16 protein-coding genes and 1 pseudogene are annotated in these 19,652 nt (G+C 35.7%); 8 read left to right on the forward strand and 9 right to left on the reverse strand.

Features of this window, described 5'->3' with window-relative positions; all coding sequences use genetic code 11:
* Nucleotides 1-179 precede the first annotated feature (179 nt).
* Entirely contained in the window at nt 180-1,658 is a 1,479-nt protein-coding gene (ilvC, locus tag A9G32_RS03275; protein ID WP_065589683.1) for a ketol-acid reductoisomerase, read from the reverse strand.
* Nucleotides 1,659-1,830: 172 nt separating this feature from the next.
* On the opposite strand from ilvC, the gene A9G32_RS13540 reads away from it, so the two are divergent.
* The 6 genes and pseudogenes from A9G32_RS13540 to A9G32_RS13545 form a co-directional block, all read left to right on the forward strand.
* Nucleotides 1,831-2,067 (forward strand): YhdT family protein, encoded by a 237-nt coding sequence (locus A9G32_RS13540; protein ID WP_065589684.1) that lies wholly within the window; start codon nt 1,831-1,833, stop codon nt 2,065-2,067.
* 6 nt (nt 2,068-2,073) lie between these two features.
* The gene (gene panF / locus A9G32_RS03285) at nt 2,074-3,525 is read left to right on the forward strand and encodes a sodium/pantothenate symporter (protein WP_065589685.1); all 1,452 of its coding nucleotides are present in this window, start codon (nt 2,074-2,076) and stop codon (nt 3,523-3,525) included.
* Nucleotides 3,500-4,375, forward strand: coding sequence for a 50S ribosomal protein L11 methyltransferase (prmA, locus tag A9G32_RS03290; protein WP_065589686.1), 876 nt, complete (start codon nt 3,500-3,502; stop codon nt 4,373-4,375). Before panF ends, prmA begins: the two co-directional genes overlap by 26 nt.
* 28 nt (nt 4,376-4,403) lie before the next feature.
* Nucleotides 4,404-5,411, forward strand: a complete 1,008-nt coding sequence (dusB, locus tag A9G32_RS03295; RefSeq protein WP_065589687.1) for a tRNA dihydrouridine synthase DusB — start codon at nt 4,404-4,406, stop codon at nt 5,409-5,411.
* A gap of 7 nt (nt 5,412-5,418) precedes the next feature.
* Nucleotides 5,419-5,715, forward strand: coding sequence for a DNA-binding transcriptional regulator Fis (fis, locus tag A9G32_RS03300; RefSeq protein ID WP_034883623.1), 297 nt, complete (start codon nt 5,419-5,421; stop codon nt 5,713-5,715).
* Between the two features lie 198 nt (nt 5,716-5,913).
* Nucleotides 5,914-6,040 (forward strand): annotated as a pseudogene (locus A9G32_RS13545) (IS481 family transposase); the annotation flags it as partial.
* Between the two features lie 278 nt (nt 6,041-6,318).
* Here A9G32_RS13545 and A9G32_RS03305 read toward each other — a convergent pair.
* The 8 genes from A9G32_RS03305 to A9G32_RS03340 form a co-directional block, all read right to left on the reverse strand.
* Nucleotides 6,319-7,002 carry an amino acid ABC transporter permease gene (locus A9G32_RS03305; protein ID WP_065589688.1) on the reverse strand — a complete coding sequence of 228 codons (684 nt, stop codon included), beginning with the start codon at nt 7,000-7,002 and terminating at the stop codon, nt 6,319-6,321.
* A 6-nt stretch (nt 7,003-7,008) separates the two neighbouring features.
* Entirely contained in the window at nt 7,009-7,734 is a 726-nt protein-coding gene (locus A9G32_RS03310) for an amino acid ABC transporter permease (protein WP_034911070.1), read from the reverse strand.
* A 2-nt stretch (nt 7,735-7,736) separates the two neighbouring features.
* A complete protein-coding gene (locus tag A9G32_RS03315; protein WP_442902815.1) occupies nt 7,737-8,570 on the reverse strand; it encodes an ABC transporter substrate-binding protein in 834 nt (277 codons plus the stop codon).
* A gap of 190 nt (nt 8,571-8,760) precedes the next feature.
* A complete protein-coding gene (gene ndk / locus A9G32_RS03320; RefSeq protein WP_065589690.1) occupies nt 8,761-9,183 on the reverse strand; it encodes a nucleoside-diphosphate kinase in 423 nt (140 codons plus the stop codon).
* Between the two features lie 19 nt (nt 9,184-9,202).
* On the reverse strand, nt 9,203-11,500 hold the full coding sequence (gene pbpC, locus A9G32_RS03325) for a penicillin-binding protein 1C (protein WP_065589691.1): 2,298 nt from the start codon (nt 11,498-11,500) through the stop codon (nt 9,203-9,205).
* A 133-nt stretch (nt 11,501-11,633) separates the two neighbouring features.
* Nucleotides 11,634-16,787, reverse strand: coding sequence for an alpha-2-macroglobulin family protein (locus A9G32_RS03330; protein ID WP_065589692.1), 5,154 nt, complete (start codon nt 16,785-16,787; stop codon nt 11,634-11,636).
* Between the two features lie 951 nt (nt 16,788-17,738).
* Complete coding sequence (locus tag A9G32_RS03335) at nt 17,739-18,287, reverse strand: hypothetical protein (RefSeq protein WP_141672687.1); 549 nt, start codon at nt 18,285-18,287, stop codon at nt 17,739-17,741.
* A complete protein-coding gene (locus A9G32_RS03340) occupies nt 18,274-18,675 on the reverse strand; it encodes a hypothetical protein (RefSeq protein WP_065589694.1) in 402 nt (133 codons plus the stop codon). Before A9G32_RS03340 ends, A9G32_RS03335 begins: the two co-directional genes overlap by 14 nt.
* A gap of 360 nt (nt 18,676-19,035) precedes the next feature.
* On the opposite strand from A9G32_RS03340, the gene A9G32_RS03345 reads away from it, so the two are divergent.
* Entirely contained in the window at nt 19,036-19,293 is a 258-nt protein-coding gene (locus A9G32_RS03345) for a transposase (RefSeq protein ID WP_034909955.1), read from the forward strand.
* Nucleotides 19,293-19,652, forward strand: a 360-nt coding sequence (locus A9G32_RS03350) for an IS3 family transposase (protein WP_141672872.1), incomplete at its 3' end; no start/stop codon positions are given. The genes A9G32_RS03345 and A9G32_RS03350, both read left to right, overlap by 1 nt.

Consider the following 19,652-nt stretch of genomic DNA (forward strand, 5'->3'; position numbering starts at 1 on the left):
AAAGTGAAAGGATCAAAAAAATATAAATTGGATCTAAATTAGATCCAGTTAGATCCTTTTAGATCTAATCATTTTATACTGAAACATATACTTACCTGAAAGTTTTTTACAATAAATTCAATTTTTAGATACAAAAAAAGGTACTTTTCAGCACCTTTTTTATAATTATAAATAGCTATTTAGCTTGCAACATTGATGCGTTTCATATCAGTCATATAACTACGTAATTTACGACCGATTGTTTCAATTGGATGATTACGGATTTCTTCATTCACATCGCGTAATTGTGCATTATCAACACTACCTTCAGGGATCGCTTTACCTAGATCGCCAGCTTGTAACATTGGCATAAATTTTTCTTTTAATAGTGGTACAGCGGCATTAGCAAATAGATAGTTGCCATACTCAGCTGTGTCAGAAATAACAACATTCATTTCATACAAACGTTTACGTGCAATAGTATTAGCAATAAGTGGTAACTCATGTAATGATTCGTAATAAGCTGATTCAGCTAAAATACCAGATTCAAGCATAGTTTCGAAGGCAAGTTCAACACCGGCTTTAACCATTGCAACCATAACAACGCCTTGATCAAAGTAAGCTTGTTCATCAATTTTACCTTGATAGTCAGCAGCTTTTTCAAAGGCGGTTTCACCTGTTTCTTTACGCCATTTAAGAAGGTTCGCATCATCATTTGCCCAGTCTTTCATCATAGTTGACGAAAACTCGCCTGATATAATGTCGTCCATATGTTTACGATAAAGATCCGTCATGATCACTTTTAATTCTTTTGCTAAAGCATTTGCTCTCAATTTAGCTGGATTTGATAAACGATCCATCATTAAAGTAATTCCACCTTGTTTTAGCGCCTCAGTGATCGTTTCCCAACCAAATTGGAGTAATTTACATGCATAAGCAGGATCAACACCATCTGCCACTAGCTTATCAAAACAAAGTAATGATCCTGTTTGTAACATTCCACAAAGGATTGTTTGTTCGCCCATTAAATCTGACTTAACTTCGGCAACAAATGACGATTGTAAAACACCTGCACGATGTCCGCCTGTTGCCGCTGCCCATGCTTTAGCAATTGCTAGCCCTTCACCTTTTGGATCGTTTTCAGGATGAACTGCAATTAGTGTCGGCACACCAAAACCTCGTTTATATTCTTCACGAACTTCAGTACCAGGGCATTTAGGGGCTACCATCACTACTGTAATATCAGAGCGAATCTTTTCTCCTACTTCAACAATATTAAATCCGTGAGAATAGCCAAGCGCAGAGCCTTTTTTCATCAACGGTTGAATAGCTTGAACAACGGCAGAATGTTGTTTGTCAGGAGTCAAATTGATAACAAGATCTGCTGTTGGAATTAATTCTTCATAACTTCCTACTTTAAAACCATTTTCAGTTGCTTTCTTCCATGATGCACGTTTTTCAGCAATAGCTTCTTTACGTAATGCATAAGATATATCTAAACCTGAATCTCGCATATTCAGACCTTGGTTAAGGCCTTGTGCTCCACAACCAACAATTACAATTTTTTTACCTTTCAAAAAATTAGCTTCTGATGCAAATTCATCACGAGCCATAAAACGACATTGACCTAATTGTTCTAATTTTTCACGTAAATTCAATGTATTAAAATAGTTTGACATTTTTCTCTCCAAGAGTTTAGGTATTCATAATCAACAATAAAACACTATATAATACTTTTAATATTGCTAAAATTGATATATTTAAAATATAATATTGCATAAATCGCAATGTACTTGCTAAGTTCAATGCTTTCTTTTAATCTAAATCACCCTCAATTCTGAATAAATCAATATGGATGCTCGATATAAACAAGCAAATAAAGAGGCTAAACTTTCTTTATTACTAACTTTTATTTATCTTCTTGGATGGATCGTTTGTGCATACTGTATTAACGACAAAATAGGATTTTTAGGTCTTCCATTGTGGTTTGAACTATCTTGCATTATGATGCCTATCGGTTTTATATTGCTTTGCTGGGTAGTTGTAAAATTTCAATTTAAAAATTTCTCATTAGAACAAACTAAGTGATCTAACATGCATTTAGATATTATTGTACCACTTATCATCTATCTTGTTTTTGTATTTGCATTATCAATTTATGCTTATGTAAAACGCAAAAAAGTAAATCAATTTACTGATTATTTTATCGGTAATCGCACCATGGGAGGATTTTTACTCGCCATGACACTAGCCGCAACTTATATTAGTGCTAGCTCGTTTATTGGTGGTCCTGGTGCTGCTTATAAATTTGGCCTTGGTTGGGTGCTATTATCGATGATTCAAGTCCCAACTGTATTACTCTCGCTTGGTATTCTAGGCAAAAAATTTGCCATTTTGGCTCGTAAATATAATGCTATAACTTTAAGTGATATGCTTTATGCTCACTATAAAAGTAAAACTATTGTTTGGCTAGCAAGTATTACCCTTGTCGTTGCCTTTATCGGCGCAATGACAGTACAGTTTGTTGGTGGGGCTCGCTTACTACAATCATCAGTAGGTATACCTTATCATACGGGCTTATTAATATTTGGTATTGGTACGGTTATTTATACCGCATTTGGCGGTTTTCGAGCCAGTATATTAAATGATGCTTTTCAAGGGTTAGTGATGATCATAGGTGCTATATTATTACTTGGTGCTATTATCTATGCAGGTGGTGGAATCACTGCAATAATTGATCAGCTAATAAAAATTGACCCTGCTCTTTTAACACCACAAGGACCTAATGACTTTATGGACTTTCCGTTCATGGCTTCATTTTGGATATTAGTTTGTTTTGGTGTGGTTGGCTTACCTCATACTGCTGTTCGTTGTATGGCCTATAAAGATAGCAAAGCAGTACATCAAGGAATTATTCTTGGCACCATTGTCGTTACTGTTATTATGCTAACTATGCATTTATCTGGTGCTTTAGGGCGTGCTATTATTAGCGATTTAACCATTCCTGATCAAATAGTACCGACATTAATTATAAATGTATTACCACCTTTTGCTGCTGGAATCTTTTTAGCTGCTCCACTTGCCGCTATTATGTCCACCATTAATGCTCAATTATTACAAGTATCATCTGTTATCATCAAAGATCTGTTTTTAAGCATCAAAACTAATATTAATTTCAGTGATAAGTTTCTTACTCGGATTTCGGTCACTATCACTTTTATTTTTGGTGGGTTACTTATTTGGGCAGCATGGACCCCGCCTGATATGATTATTTGGCTAAATTTACTCGCTTTTGGTGGACTTGAAGCTGTCTTTTTATGGCCGTTAGTACTTGGATTATATTGGAAAAAAGCTAATGCTACTGGTGCTCTTTGTTCAATGCTTACAGGAGCTATAAGTTATACATTATTGGCAAGTTATAATATTAAATTATTATCACTACACCCAATAGTCCCCTCTTTAACTATTGGATTTATTATTTTTATTATAGCCAATATGTTTGACAATAAAAGGAAGAATTATGCCTTGGATTCAACTCAAAATTAATACAACCAACGATCTTGCTGAACAAATTAGCGAACAATTAGAGGAGTCTGGTGCTGTATCAGTCACTTTTCAAGATACCTTTGACACGCCTGTCTTTGAACCATTACCCGGCGAAACTAAACTTTGGGGTAATACCGATGTGATTGGGCTTTATGATGCTCAAACAGATATCGATGAATTAAGAGCAATATTAAATCTTGAACAATATTCTTATAAAATTGAACAATTAGAAGATAAAGACTGGGAACGTGAATGGATGGACAACTTTCATCCTATGAAATTTGGTGAGCGACTTTGGATTTGTCCTAGTTGGCGTGACGTGCCCGACACTAATGCTGTTAATGTTATGTTAGACCCTGGATTAGCATTTGGCACAGGTACTCACCCAACCACGGCATTATGCTTAACTTGGCTTGATAGTTTAGACCTTAAAGATAAATTAGTTATCGATTATGGTTGTGGTTCTGGTATTTTGGCGATTGCTGCGTTAAAATTAGGAGCAAAACAAGTAATAGGTATTGATATCGATCCTCAAGCCATTCAAGCTAGCCGTGACAATGCACAGCGTAATGATGTCAGTGAAAGACTAGAGCTTTATTTATCAAAAGAGATCCCAGACAATTTGCAAGCAGATATAGTTGTTGCCAATATTTTAGCTGGACCATTAAAAGAGCTTGAACCACATATAAGTAAATTAGTAAAACCTGAAGGTAAACTAGGTTTATCTGGTATTTTAACTACCCAATCATCAAGTGTTTGCATGGCTTACCAACCCAATTTTAAATTAGATCCAGTGGTTGAACTTGACGAGTGGTGTTGTATCACTGGTAAAAAAAATAAAAAAAATTAACGCTACCCCCTTTTAAGTTTGAAAAAAAATGCGTAATATAGCCGACTTTAATTTACTTAGCATTGGTGAACTAAAATTAAAGAATAATTTAATTGCTGCACCAATGGCTGGAATAAGTGATAAACCATTTCGTAATCTATGTCATCGATTTGGTGCTGGTATGACTGTTTCAGAAATGTTTTTAGCAAATTCTGATGTTTGGCATACCGATAAATCAGCTATGCGAATGATAGCGAGTGATGATGTTGGTATTCGTGCAGTACAAATTGTCGGTTCTGATCCCGACGAAATGGCTAAAGCTGCTGAATTTAATGTCAAACACGGTGCTCAGTTGATTGACATTAATATGGGATGTCCGGCTAAAAAGGTCAATAGAAAATTGGCTGGATCTGCTTTAATGCAGTATCCGGAACTTATTAAAAAAATTTTGCAGAAAGTTGTCGGTGCAGTTGATGTTCCGGTAACATTAAAAACGCGGACTGGATGGAATAAAGAAAATAGAAATTGCATAGAAATCGCACAAATTGCACAGGATTGTGGTATAAAGGCAATTACTATTCACGGAAGAACACGTGCTTGCTTATTCAACGGTGTCGCTGAATATGACTCTATTAGAGCAGTTAAAGAAAATGTTACAATTCCTGTAATTGCTAATGGAGATATTTGTACACCTGAACAGGCAAAAGATGTTTTTCAATATACGCAGGCTGATGCTATAATGATCGGGCGAGCGGCACAAGGGCGACCTTGGATATTTGAAGAAATTGCATTCTATTTAACACATGGACAGTTACAGAAAAACAAAAGTATTGATGAAGTAGAACAAGTTGTACTATCACATCTTGATGATCTTTATCAATTCTATGGAGAATACAAAGGATTAAGGATTGCCAGAAAGCATGTAAATTGGTACACCAAGAATTATGCTGACAGCGATCAATTCAGGCGCTTATTTAGTGTACTTAGCAATACAAGTGAGCAAGTAAACACTCTAAAAGCATTTTTTAGTAAAATTAGAAACAACCCAAAGAGTTAAGAATACTATGTCAGAACAACGCGTTACAGCTGCAGCACTTAAATTTACAACTGTAAATTCTCAAGACCAAATAACACAAAAACCATTGCGTGATTCAGTGAAGCAAGCTTTAAAAAACTATTTATCACAATTAAATGGTGAAGATCCTACAGACCTTTATGAATTAGTGTTAGCTGAAGTTGAACATCCATTCCTTGATATGGTTATGCAATATACACGCGGCAATCAAACTCGAGCAGCAAATATGCTTGGTATCAACCGCGGTACACTTCGCAAAAAATTAAAACAATATGGAATGAGTTAATCTTCTATTATTTAACATTTTATAATATAAAAAGTACCTTAATATAAGGTGCTTTTTTTCTATTTTAGAACACAATGAGAAAATTCATTGAATTATCCTCTTTCATAAAATATATAAATAAACTGGGTTTCTATACCTCATAAGAATAGTTTTAATCTGACATTTGCGTTATTTTATAACGTAACTAGGAGTGTCATAATTGAATCAAACAGAAAAATCATTAAACCTAAATTATGGCTTTTAGAATTAACCAGCAACTTAGTACGCACAATAAGCCTGTAAAGTCATAGGATATAATCGAGATAATTATTATCGCTTTAAAAAATGAGCAATGAGAAGGGACTTGCTCTTCAAGAAATCAGTTGTAGTAGCTCAGATTTAATTTAAGCTAGTACATTTAAAAATGCATCTTTTAAGATTAGTGATCATGAAAATTCAATAATATATCTTCCACATTTTTTTCGACTTATACAAATAATATTTAATAGCTATATTGAAACACATCCCAAAGCTAAAGATTCAATCGAATTTTACATGAATAAATTAAGAGAACGTTATTCAAGTAAATAGTGAAATCCCCATATACCCTCTGAAAATATTGTTTTATTTAAAGCAAAATAATTGGCGTTTTGAGAAAAACGTAACCGCAAAATCAAGCGAGGCGCAGATGATAAAATAAACAACTATAACAAATAGAAAGATTTCTGTTGGATAAATCATACTACGATTATTAATTTGGGTTGCAATAAAAGTAAATTCCGCTACTCCAACAATATAAGCCAGTGAAGTATCTTTAATCAGTGATACCCATTGGTTTACAAAAGACGGCAACATCATTTTAAGGGCTTGTGGTAATATGATAAATATAATAACTTGCTTTTTAGTTAAGCCTAATGAAAACGCCGCTTGCCATTGTTCTTTAGCCACAGCAATCATACCTGCATGAACTGAATGTCCAATGTATGCAGCTCCTATCAAGGATAATGCAAATATTACCGTTGCAATTGCTGGCACATCTACACTAAGTAACACAGGTAGAAGAAAGTAAGTCCAGAAAATAAGCATAATGACAGGAATAGCTCTTAAAAAACCAAGTATACCAACTAAAAAATAACGCATAACTCCTTTTAAAACAGTCAACCCGACTCCAGCAAGAATACCCAAAAAACTTGAAAATATAATTGCGGCAAAACTCATTAACAGCGTTAAAAAAATTCCTCCAGGAAAATTTCCCCACATCATATAACTGAAATTGTGGTAAATAACCTCTAAACCTTTAAGCTCCATAAATGATTACACCTTACCTATTTGCAATCGTTTTGCTTGATAAATATTACCCAAAGTTCCAACAATCACTATCGCCAAAATATATAATAAAGTTGCAATAGCAAAATCTTGAAAGGTTTTTAATGATTCGGTTTCAACTTGACGCGATACATAAGAAAGTTCTAACACACCAATGGCCATTGTTAACGACGAATTTTTTATAATATTCATGTACTGACCAATTAAAGGTGGAAATGCAATACGAAAACTTTGTGGCAAAATAATAAATCGCATACTTTGCCACCAAGTTAAACCTAATGCCAATGAAGCCTGTTCTTGCCCTCGACTTACACCAGCTATACCCGCTCTAAACTCTTCGGCAATAAAAGCACTGGAATAACAAGTTAAACCAACTAAACCGATTATAAATTCAAATGATGGCATTTTCAGTGAAAAAAACAGCAACTGGATTTGCGGTTCGTCAAATAACCATAATTTAAATTCTATTGGTAATAAATTACCCACACCAAAATACCAAAAAAAGAGTTGAGGCAATAACGGAGAATAACGAAAAATTGCGTTATACCCCATTACTATAACTTGAATGAATTTAATTCGACTTTGTTGAGCAATAACCAGCAAAAAACCTAGTGATGTTGAAAATATAATGGTTAGCAATGAGATAGCTAACGTAACTAAAAAACCATCCCATAACCACCACAAATAACGAGGCTCAAGTAATTGCTCATACATAACTACTGACCTTTACCAATTTTAAAATCACCACGAGGCATCGCTGATGCAGTTTCAGGTCCAAACCAACGATTATAAATCGTTAATGCTTCACCATCTTTTTCTAGTGTTAATAAAATTTGATTCACTTTTTCTTTCAAGCGATCTTCCCCTTTTGGTATACCAACAGCTTGATATTCTTGAGTAATACTAAATGGTGAAATTTCAAATACAGCTCGTTGTTCTTCTGGTAAATTCGCTAATAGGCCGATTAATTTTGCATCATCTTGAGTAATTGCCTGCACAACACCATTACGTAATGCTGCAAACGCAAATGGTGTATCATCATAAGAAATTACTTTAGCTGTTGGGTATTTTTCTCGCAATGTAATTTCCATAACTGTACCTTTATCGGCACCAATACGAAGATTTTTCAAATTATCTGCTGATTTCAATACTCCTTTTTTTGCTACAAATTTCTGACCAGTCGCAAAATAAGGAAGACTAAAATCAACGGTTTTTGCTCTTTCATCAGTAACAGTAAAATTAGCTACAATTAAATCGGCTTTTTGGGATGTTAATAACGGAATTCGATTGGCCGGATTAGTCGGAACTAGCTCAACATTAACCTTTAATGCTTTTGCTATCTCGTTGGCATAATCAACGTCAAGACCAACAATTTTATTAGTCTTTTCATCAATATAACCAAATGGCGGATTATTATCAAATACCGCTATTTTTATTTCTCCTCGTTTCTCAATATCATCAAGGCGATCTGCATAAGCAGAATTTGCACCTAACAAACTACTTACTAATGCAACAACAGCTAGTGATTTAGTCAACAATTTCATTCCGATTCTCCCTCAGTCAAGGTTATGTTATATACCGTTAAAGTCTAGCAACAAAGAATAAAATAAATAAATAACAAATACTCACATGGTTATAACTTAAAGTTATATGTAGTAGTTTTCGATTAATGACATTAAAAAAACTAATACAAGCTAAAACAGCTTATATCACTATTTTGATTTATTTAATAATATTGATTTACCCTACTATCTCGCTATCAACAAAAAAATAAGCAATTTCTTTTTCAGCCGAGGTTAGAGAATCTGAGCCATGTACGGCATTTTCAGTCATACTGTCAGCAAAATCAGCTCGTAAAGTGCCTGCGGCTGCTTTAGATAAATCAGTTGGTCCCATCAATTCTCGATAACGCTTAATAGCATTATCGCCTTCGAGAATCTGAACAACTATCGGCCCAGATATCATAAATTTAACCAACTTATCAAAAAATGATTTACCTTGGTGCTCAGCATAAAATCCTTCTACCTGCTCTTTTGTTAATCTAAGCATTTTTAAGGCAATAATGTTAAGTTTTGCTTGGCTAATACGGGTTTCAATTTCACCAATCAATTGTTTTTTAACGGCATTAGGTTTGATGATAGATAAGGTTCTTTCAATAGCCATAGATTTGCTCCTTGTTAGTTTAGTCAAGGGTAAATGTCATTCGTGAGATTTGTCCACTTTGATCTAATAAAAATAGATGATGTAAACCTTTATGAGTAACTGTCAAAGCTACCTTTTGATCGCCATATGTTTTCTCAATAAGTTCACCATCTAAAAACCACCATTTGTCACCAACACCACCTTGTGGAGTTAGATCGATAGTGACATCTTGCTGCCCAGGTAATCGTTTTACCAATTGCTTATCTTGCAGCCCAATAATATTGAGTGGCAAAAAGATATCTTTACCAAACACTGGGCAATGATTATCAACTTCAGGAATTAGCGATTGTCGACGTTCTTTGGGTAGTAACCAATTTTCTAAAGCTATTGGCCAAAGTGCAACCTGTTTTTTATGTGCATTGCTACAGTCTGCTGACACACGTTTGCCGGCATCATTTACCCAAATAGTCACCCACCCTGAACGATAAATATTATTATTAAGTGCCGTTAGAGTATCAAGTGTTGGAGGTATCATATTATTTAATACCCATGCATTTTTTTGACGGTGGCAGTTTTCATCAGTTGCAGGTAACTTTTGTCCTGATGGCCAACAAATTTTTTCTAAGGTTACTGTTGTCGGTTTAGTTACTAAGGGAAGTGGGCGATTTATTCGTCGCTCTTTATTTAATAATAACGTGTTAACTTGCTGTAGTATCGGCACCGCTGTAATACTGCCATATTGACCAACAACGGGCGTTCCATCAGGACGACCGACCCAAATGCCAATCAAATAGCGAGGATTGACCCCAATCGCCCATGCATCACGATATCCATAGCTAGTGCCTGTTTTATAGGCAAGCTGATAATTATTAACTAGCATCTGTCTTGTGATCCATGCACTTCCATCGCTAATAAATGGCTTGCTTAGTAAGGGATCTGCTTGCGTAAATCGTAAAGGACTTACTTGCCCATGACGAGCAAAGGCACTATATGCGCTAACTAAATTATCCATTCTTAACGACGCACCACCCAAAATATACGATATATTAGGATCATTACCTTTAGATTGAAGCGGTAAGCCAATACTAAACAGCTTGCCAGCAAATCGTTTTGGTCCATAAAGCTCAATTAACTCAACAGCAGGTAAGTTTAATGAGTTTTTTAATGCCTCTGAGGCACTGATTGGTCCATAAAAATCTTCATCAAAATTCGTAGGTCGATAATCAGAACTGATTCTAGGTGTATCTTGCAATAACGATTCAGAATGAATCATGCCGTCATCAATCGCTAAAGCATACATAAAAGGCTTTAATGTCGATCCAGGAGATCGAAGCGAACTTATCATATCAACCTGACCGAATCGCTCTTTATCGTTAAAATCAACCGACCCAACATAGCCTTTTACGGACATATCCGTATGATCGACAACTAAAATAGCTAGTGAGTTTTTGGGAGGTAACTGATTTTTACGATTAGCAGCAATATCTTCAAGGCTGTATTGAAGGGAGAGATCGATATTTGATCGAATAATATCAACATCAGGATATTGTTGACTTAACCTTCGAGCTAATAAAGGAGCTAATTGTGGCTTTTTACGTGGGTAAACCCATACTTCTTCTTTTCTAACTTGCTCTATAATATCAGATGACCATACCTGATATTGAGCCAATCTTGCTAGAACTTTGTCGCGTGCTTGTTTGGCTCGTTCGGGGTACCTATCAGGACGCAAACGACTGGGTGCTTGTGGCAATACGGCCAATAAAACCGCCTCACTACGTGTTAACGCTTTGGGCTCTTTACCAAAATATGACCAACTAGCAGCCCCTAAGCCTTCGATTGTCCCGCCAAATGGGGCTCGATTAATATATAAAGTTAAAATTTCATCTTTTGTAAAATGTAATTCAAGTTGTAGTGTTCGAAATATTTGTTGTAACTTTCCTGCCATGGAGCGATCGTGTGGATAAAGCAATCTTGCAACCTGCATCGAAATAGTACTACCACCTGAAATAATTCTTTTATTGGTGATATTTTGCCAAGCTGCTCTCAATAAAGAGGCAGGATTAATACCAAAATGATCATAAAAATGGCGGTCTTCATAATTTAATAACACATCAAGGTAATCATTGGGGACTTCATCTAATTTGATAGGATACCGCCAAACACCATTTTCATCAGCAAATCGCCACAGAGGCGTACCATCTTGCGCAAGAATTGTTTGTGTTGTTTTATTTTTTGTTATTGATAAAGGATAAAAGTAATCGGCAACAAAAAAGCTACCTAATAACAAAAGGATAGAAAAAAATAAGAAAGCCAGAATTTTAAGTAGGCGCTTTTTCATTTTGTCAAAAAGTTTCAGGTAACACTATGTTTCGGTATAATATGTTTCAGTATAAATAGATGCCGCTAACAATTGTTAGCGGATAATCAATTTGTTTACATTTTAAAAATCAAATTTAATTGATACATACTCGTTATTGTTGTTTAGATTCATTGGGCTCGACATTGCGCTCAACAATAGACATTAAGTCAATTGATTGACCAATTGCAAACCGATCGGGCCGATACATAGATTCAACATAAGGGTATGGAATCATATAATTACCTGCCGTCACTGCTCTAGCCAAATAAGCAACCTGCGATCGATAAGTACCATCGCTCACATAGTGATTAATATCAACAGCTGCAACATATCTATCATCACGGAATTCTTGATATTTAATATCATTGCTATCTTCATCTTTCAACAAATTGGCAATTTCCGGTATTGCCTGTAGACTCACACTACTATTTGTGAGATTTTGATTTTCTAACTCAAGTCCAGCAGGTAAAAAATCAACAATTAACGCATCGTGAACGACTTCTTTATGTGCTCTAACATCCAATAATACCACCACTAAATCACCCACTTTCAAGTGATCAGGTTGAATTTTGTTACCTTTCAAATCGTAATAGGAACGATTGATAGTTAAAACATTTTCATCACTCGTTGGTGCAGGCGCTTTCTTGCCATAACCTGAAACGGTGAATTTAATATAAAGTGGTTGTGCATTTTCTGGATTAGAAATCGTTAATCTATTGGCTAAATTAGCAAAATCAAAAGAGCGTGATAAAGTCGAATCAACCTCATTTGACTGCTCGTTGATCACCACATTAAATTTATGTGAAGATTTATGTTGTTCTAATGACCAGCCAGCCACAAATAATGCGTTAAGTTCCTGAGTTGAAAAATAACGAGTATCATTAAGCAAATCAGATAACTGAATTAAATAATCAGCTTGCTTATCAACACTTAAATTATTTTCTACCAATAAAGATAAAACTAATGCATTATCACGAATAGCACTACCATATTCGCCTAACCAAGAATAGCGATTATCATAACTTGTTGTAAATACTCGAGGCATCAAATTATTATAGATATTATCAAAACCAGCCAGCTTGGCGGAAAGCGCTAACTGAGCAACTGGTAATGGTGACAATACTTTAAAATCACTTTCAGTGATCTGTTGATACATCCGATTAATTTCATTACGCATAGGCACAGTGATTTTATTTTGCCTTGCCAACACAGCTAAAGCATAAGCTTTAGTTGCAAATTGCGTATAATTGCTTGCTTGTGAATTATCATAGTAGCTTTGTAAACCATTAAACGCATTGGCATCATAAGTATATTGGCTGATACGGGTAATTGCTGCATCAAGCGCTTTATTGTTGACATTATAACCACGCTCACTTGCTTGGATTAAAAAATCAGTTGCATACACCGTTAACCAATATTCCTCGGCACTGTCTTTGCTCCATAAACCAAAACTACCATTATTACGTTGCATTGATAAAATTCGCGAAATACCTAATTGTACTTTTTCACGTCGTTTGTCATCTGATTCAGTTTTAATCCCCAATGCAGAAAGCTGCTCTTGGTTTGCATATAACGATGGCATTAAACCACTAATGGTCTGTTCTAAACAACCATATGGATAAGCAAATAACTCTTTAATATACTGAGCAATATTAAGCGGAGGCTGATTTGATACAATTAATTTACCCTCAACGGTATTATCAATCATGTCAACAAGACTACCTTCTGGCAACGACCAACTTTCACCGCCATTTATTGCCATGGAATAATATTGTGTAGTTGCGGAATAACCAGGTCTAACGCCAATGTTCCAAGATCGTTTGATCTGATACTCAGAACCATCTTCTAACAAAATACCCTTAACATTAATGGTAACAGAACCTTTCCCATAGCCATAATCGGCCATGATTGGCACTTGAATAATCTGTCTTTGCTTACTATTTAATGTTAATGTTGTTACTTTAGATGAATCTTGATGAACCAAACCATCAGTAGACACCTCAATCTGCATTGTTTGCGTTTTTTCGGTTAGATTATTTAGATCTAGTGCCAAGGTAGCCTGATCACCACCCGATAAAAAGCGAGGTGTAGATAGCTCAGCAACGACTGGCGAGGCAACTAGCATAGTTTGTTCAGCCTTACCAAAACGTGTATCATCCCACGCTTGTGCCATTATGCGCAATTCACCATTAAAATCAGGCAAAACAAGCTCAACAACGCCCTCGCCATCATCATTTAGCTTAATGGTTTGCAATTGCTGAGCCACAATATTGACATCATTTGATGGTTTTTTGCCGTTAGCGCTAGCACCAAGCATTGCATCACCACCAAAGCTCACATTGACATTACGACCTTTACCTTCAATCAACTTACCATAAACATCATAAATATCGACGTTATAACGTTTACGACCTAAAAACGCACTATAAGGATCAGGGGTAACAAAATTGGTAATATTCAACACGCCAGAATCCACAGCCGAAACCAACACCGTTACCTTACGATCTTTTTGGATTGATTTTTTATCCAATTTAATTTTTATTGGAATGGTTTTTTCAGGCTCTGTCTTTTTCGGTGCTTCGATATTGACATTTAATTGACGATCTGAAGTATCAATTGGTAGATAAAGCAAACCAATAGCTCGCTTAATTGTCTGCACTGTGGCATCGGTTGATGGACGAATAATCATCGCATTAATATAAATATCATGACGTTCCCAGTTTTCAATTGGAATATCAACATCAAGACCATTATCATCAATGGTAATATTTTTCTTCCACAATATACCGTCATTAGTTTCAAGCGAAATATAACCAGAACCAGCAACAGGAGCTTGAACATGAATTTTTGCGGTATCACCGACTGCATAAGCCGTCTTATCAAGACTTAATTTAACCTGATCAGGGCGAACAGAATTAGTACCGTTGGTATTATCTTCCCAATTATAACCACTTCTAAAACGTATACTACTTATCACATTACTTTTAGTATCAACCACCTCAATACGATAAAAACCATAATCATTGGTTTGATAAGAAACTTTAGCTATACCATTTTCAGCAATAGAAAGCGGTTGCTCTTGCACAACAAATTCACTCGAATTGTACTCTTGATGCCATCCTGAATCGCTAGACCAGCTCCAATAGTAATTACGACGCTCACGAACAATCCTTGCCTTTAAATTCTTTGTTGCTAATTTATTGCCCTCAACGTCAACATAAGCGACTTCAAACTCAGCATTATCGCCTTTATCAACCGTTGGGCTTTTTTCATAGCGATCTGTCGACCAATCATAATAAGGCAATTGAGAAAACAACGCCCGCACAGCTGGCATTTGAACGCTTGGCCAAATCGCTTGGCTTGCATAACGAGTCACAGGGCGACCGCCAGAATCAAGCAAACTTGCCTGTAAAACCACATTAACTGGCGAACTCAATTTACCCCAATTGCTTGTATCAACTACTACTTGCGCATTTCCGTTTTTATCTAAAGTCGTCTCAACATTATCAAGTTGACTAACCTTATTACTGTTAGTTACATCACCAATGTTATAATCGGCAAGTTGAGGAATCGAATCAACTTTTTTAAGATAAATATGACCATCTAACGTATTTCCTGCGGCTGGAGCACCATAAAGGTACCAACCTTTAACATCAAAATTGATATGTTTATCAAACTGAATCGGATTAGTTGATGCGGTTGTAATTTCCATCCCCATACGTTCTGGCAAAAACTCTTCCACATTAAAATAAGCATAATGGTAATCAATATTACCTACATGAAAACGAAACGCCCATTTACCCGTTGCCGCACTTGCTGGAATGACATATTTCCATTGATACAAACCGCTTGAATCTTCATTTTCTTTAACCGTAAAATTGTCAACCACTAAATTATCGGGCGACATAACATCAACCACAATCGGTTGAGCAGGAAATGGCTGACCATCGGTATCACGCAAAAGTGCATTAAAATAAACTGTCTCTTTTGGACGATATAAATCACGAGAACCAAAAGCAAATAATTGTTTTTGATAGAAAGGAGATCCCGTTAAATTATATTCGCTTAAATTCAACGCACCATGTTCCAAATCAACCAAAGAAATTTGCTTGCCATCGCTTGCTGTCAGCAAGGCATATTCCATATCATCTGGCAACATTACATCGGCATAACCGTTTTCATCGGTTTTTGTTGAAATCGTTCTACAGCCCTTATTGCTATCACGCTCTCCTTTTCTACATAACACCGATACATCAATGTCTGAAAGCGGTTTACCATCATCTAAAGCATGCGTCATGATCGTCAAATAACCATAATGATAATCACGCACCGAAACGCCAATATTACTGACAAAAAATAAAGACGCAGGATTTGAATAATCATAGCTACCCGCTTTACTCATCACCGCAAAATAAGCACCCTCTTGTTGCAATGGTGAAATGGACGATAAATTAAGTAATACTGTTTCTTGCGAATTACGTTTTGGATTTAAATCAAAGCGAGACGTATAAACTAAATCAGCAAACTGTTGAAAATCCTTAGAGTCCCAACTTGATAATTGTTTAATAAAACCATAACCAGCAATAAAATCGGACAGCTTTTCAGGCTTAATTCTAAAAAAGTTAACATCAACCTTATCAACGTTAAGAGTAACCACAGGCAAACCGCTCATTGATTTGCTTGGCAACAAATAGCCACTACTAGCAAACCCAACCATTGGCTTACGATCTTGGGTTTTAATGTTAGTTTGATAAACCCAACCTAAATTACTGCCATTAATGCCTGCTAACATCTTATCAATGGTGAGATCTAATTGACGATTTGGTTCAAGATAGCGATGTCTTAATTCTAATCCGTTATCCGACAACTCCCAAGCTCCGTCAACATTACCCGTTTGGCGATCAACTAAACGAAGCAAATTAGAAAAATTGAGTTTAGGATTTAAAGGAACCGAAAAGGTAATAACTAAAGTACTTGAACCATCAATAATGACCTCTGAACTATCAATAACAGTTAATTCTTTACCGTGATATTTTTCAACTAATTCTGGTGTGGGGTTAAAGGCTAGTTTTGACGATTCATCTTGTACGATATCGTTGTCATCACTAGAATTGCTAATATCAGCTGTTGTATTATTATCAATAACTTTTATTTCTGATTGCGTTTCTGCCTGTTCAGCGCCTGTGTTTTGTTCAGCGTCTTTATTATCACAACCAGCTAATGCTAACAGCAGGCTAAATACAACTAAATGCTTTACTAACCCCATTTTCCACCCCATAAACAATAATTCTTATTACTAATTATTTTTATCTAAATTTTAACCACATATTATGTACTACCTTCGACCTTTTAGCAAAGGATGTTTAGTAAGAATAGTTATAGTGGATTGGCTGAAAAATGTAGCCGACTTAAAGTTACTCGTCTTAGCCATAATATTCGCCTTTTTAAACTATCTTCGCCTTGTAAAATATTTAAATTTGTACCAATTTCTATCTACCTAATAAAACCAAATTCATCAATCCCTAATTAGCCTACTTGGATCGGCTACACTAATTCATACAACTTTTTTAAGGAGTAAGGTAAACTTATCACAACTAAAACGGGGACAAATATGAATAAGATTAAACGCAAAAGACGAACATTCACAGATGATTTAAAACACCAAGGGTCAGTCTTTATCAACATGGTAAAACACATAGTGAAATCGTTACAGAATATGATTTGACTCCATCAACACGAGATCGTTGGATAACGCAAGCAAACAAAAGTGGCTCATTTAAAACAAAAGATAATCGCACTCCACAAAAACAATAGTTAATCGTTTTGCGCAAAGAGCTTAAACAACTCCATATGGAAAACGATATTCTAAAGCAAGCAACACTGATAATAGAACGAAACTTGCTACCCTAAAAGCAAATCGATATCATTATAGCATAACAAAACTATGTCAATATTTGGAATGGCATAACCATTTAGCCAACCTAAATACCTACCTTATTTAAATATATGATGCAATTGATGTTCAGCTACTTTTCTATTTATCTTTTATTTTTATCATAAAAGTTTTATAGTTTTTGTTACACTATTTTAGGTAATCGTTACATAATTATTTAAAAAAGTATAAATATAAATCAAGCCCAACCTTACAGTTAGGGCTTTGTTTTTTTATTAGAGTTATTTTTGTTTAATACTATAAATCCACTTACAGATTAAAAGGTTAAGGGGTAACACATAACCCTGGATGATTGCTAATATCTTCTCCATAATTTTCCGTAACATTCATTACGCCATTCTCCCCGTAAATTAAAAATATATAATCCTTATTCTTACTATAACCTATATAGTGACCGTTAGCGCTAAACTTAGACATCGGGTAGTTACTATAACTTCCCCACTCTGTAAAAAAACCGGCACCTATTTGACGTTGGTAATAATTTCCATTTGAGAAAGGCATCGCACCATCCACCCCATCTATACACGGAAAATGAGCATAAGAATCATTATTTATATCTATAACACCACATTTTGCATTGGTCAGATCCTCTATTTTTACCGCACGATAATCTCCTAAACGACTACACCACGTATCGATAGGCGCCTTCTCACCATAATGCGGTAAGCCGCCTCTAGCTACAAACCATTTTTGCAATACAAACCCGTATTTTACTTTATTACCATGGTTATCTTCGCCCACTAATTCAAATGTTTGTGGTAAATTTGGTTTGTATATTCGATTAGGAAAACTAATCATGTCATCCCATTCCACAGTTGGGCCCTTTAAAGTAACTCGTGTTCCCCCCTTTACGGTCAAACTCGCTATAAGGACGATCATCTGGTGGCACTAATTCTATTGTCGCCGTTATTCCTTCTTTTGTAACTGAAGACCAAGTTAGCTCTTTTTCGTCTATTCCTCCAATATCTAAATAAAAATACACATTATCACCGCCCGTCGTTGGAAAATTACGATGGTATGATTCAGGGGTAGCCGTTTGGGTAAGAAAGCCTCTATCTGGATCCCATATATTTGCTGGACCGTGATGGCGTTCATCAGCTACATATTCTCGACCACCATATATAAACCCTGCCCTGGCATAGCAAACAGTTGGTGAGTCTTTTGGGTTAATGTAATACGATGTGGTGGCAGCACTAACCATAATATGGTCAGGTGTGCCATATTTTGTTTTTAATGTGCTATCAGTATTACTTAATACTACTTTATAAGGTGCATGGCATATCGTTAATACTTCACTACGATTAACAGCTCGATTATTTTTATCAGTAATTTTTACTGATATTTCGCCAGTTACTGAAACTTGACCATCATCATCACCCCAATAGTTATATGGTTCTGTAACAAGTGTGTTTAACGGTATTATAAAAATTAATAAAGCGTTTAAATTTTTGTTTTCTATCTTTTAAATCGATAAATATTTGCTGATTATGTAACTATCCCCTAAAATAGTACAGCAAAAAAGTAGAAAATTCTCTATGATAAAAGAAAAGGGGATTTAATTATGAAAAAAATGACTGAACATCAAATTGTCGCTATTTTAAAAGAAGCTGAAGCGGGTATTCCGGTTAAAGAACTGTGCCGTAAATATGGCATGGGTAATTCAACTTTCTATAAATGGCGAGAAAAATACGGCGGAATGGAAACTTCGGATATCAAACGCTTAAAGGAGCTGGAGGCTGAAAACCGCAAGCTTAAGCAGATGTTTGCCGAACTGAGCTTAAAATCCCAGCTGCAGGAAGAAATAATAAAAAAGCTTTAGTGCCCGCAAAGGCACGTAAAACGTGGGCACAGCAACTACAACAAAATCATTCAGTTACTATTGCTATGAGTTGTGCCATTGTTGGCTTAAGCCGTTGTGCTTACTATTATCAACCTAAGTTACAGGATGATTCGGTGATTGTTTCGGTATTGAATGCTATCACAGACCGGCATTTACGCTGGGGCTTTCCTAAATGTTTTAATCGTATCAAAAAGCTCGGCTATAAATGGAATCATAAACGGGTGTATCGGGTGTATTGCCAATTAAAGCTTAATCTCAGGATAAAGCGTAAACAGCGCATTCCTCCACGAAGCCCAGAAAGACTATCAGCACCCAATAAACAAGGTGAATGTTGGTCA

It is taken from the genome of Gilliamella sp. Gris3-2 (assembly GCF_001690345.1).
GTDB lineage: Bacteria > Pseudomonadota > Gammaproteobacteria > Enterobacterales > Orbaceae > Gilliamella > Gilliamella bombi.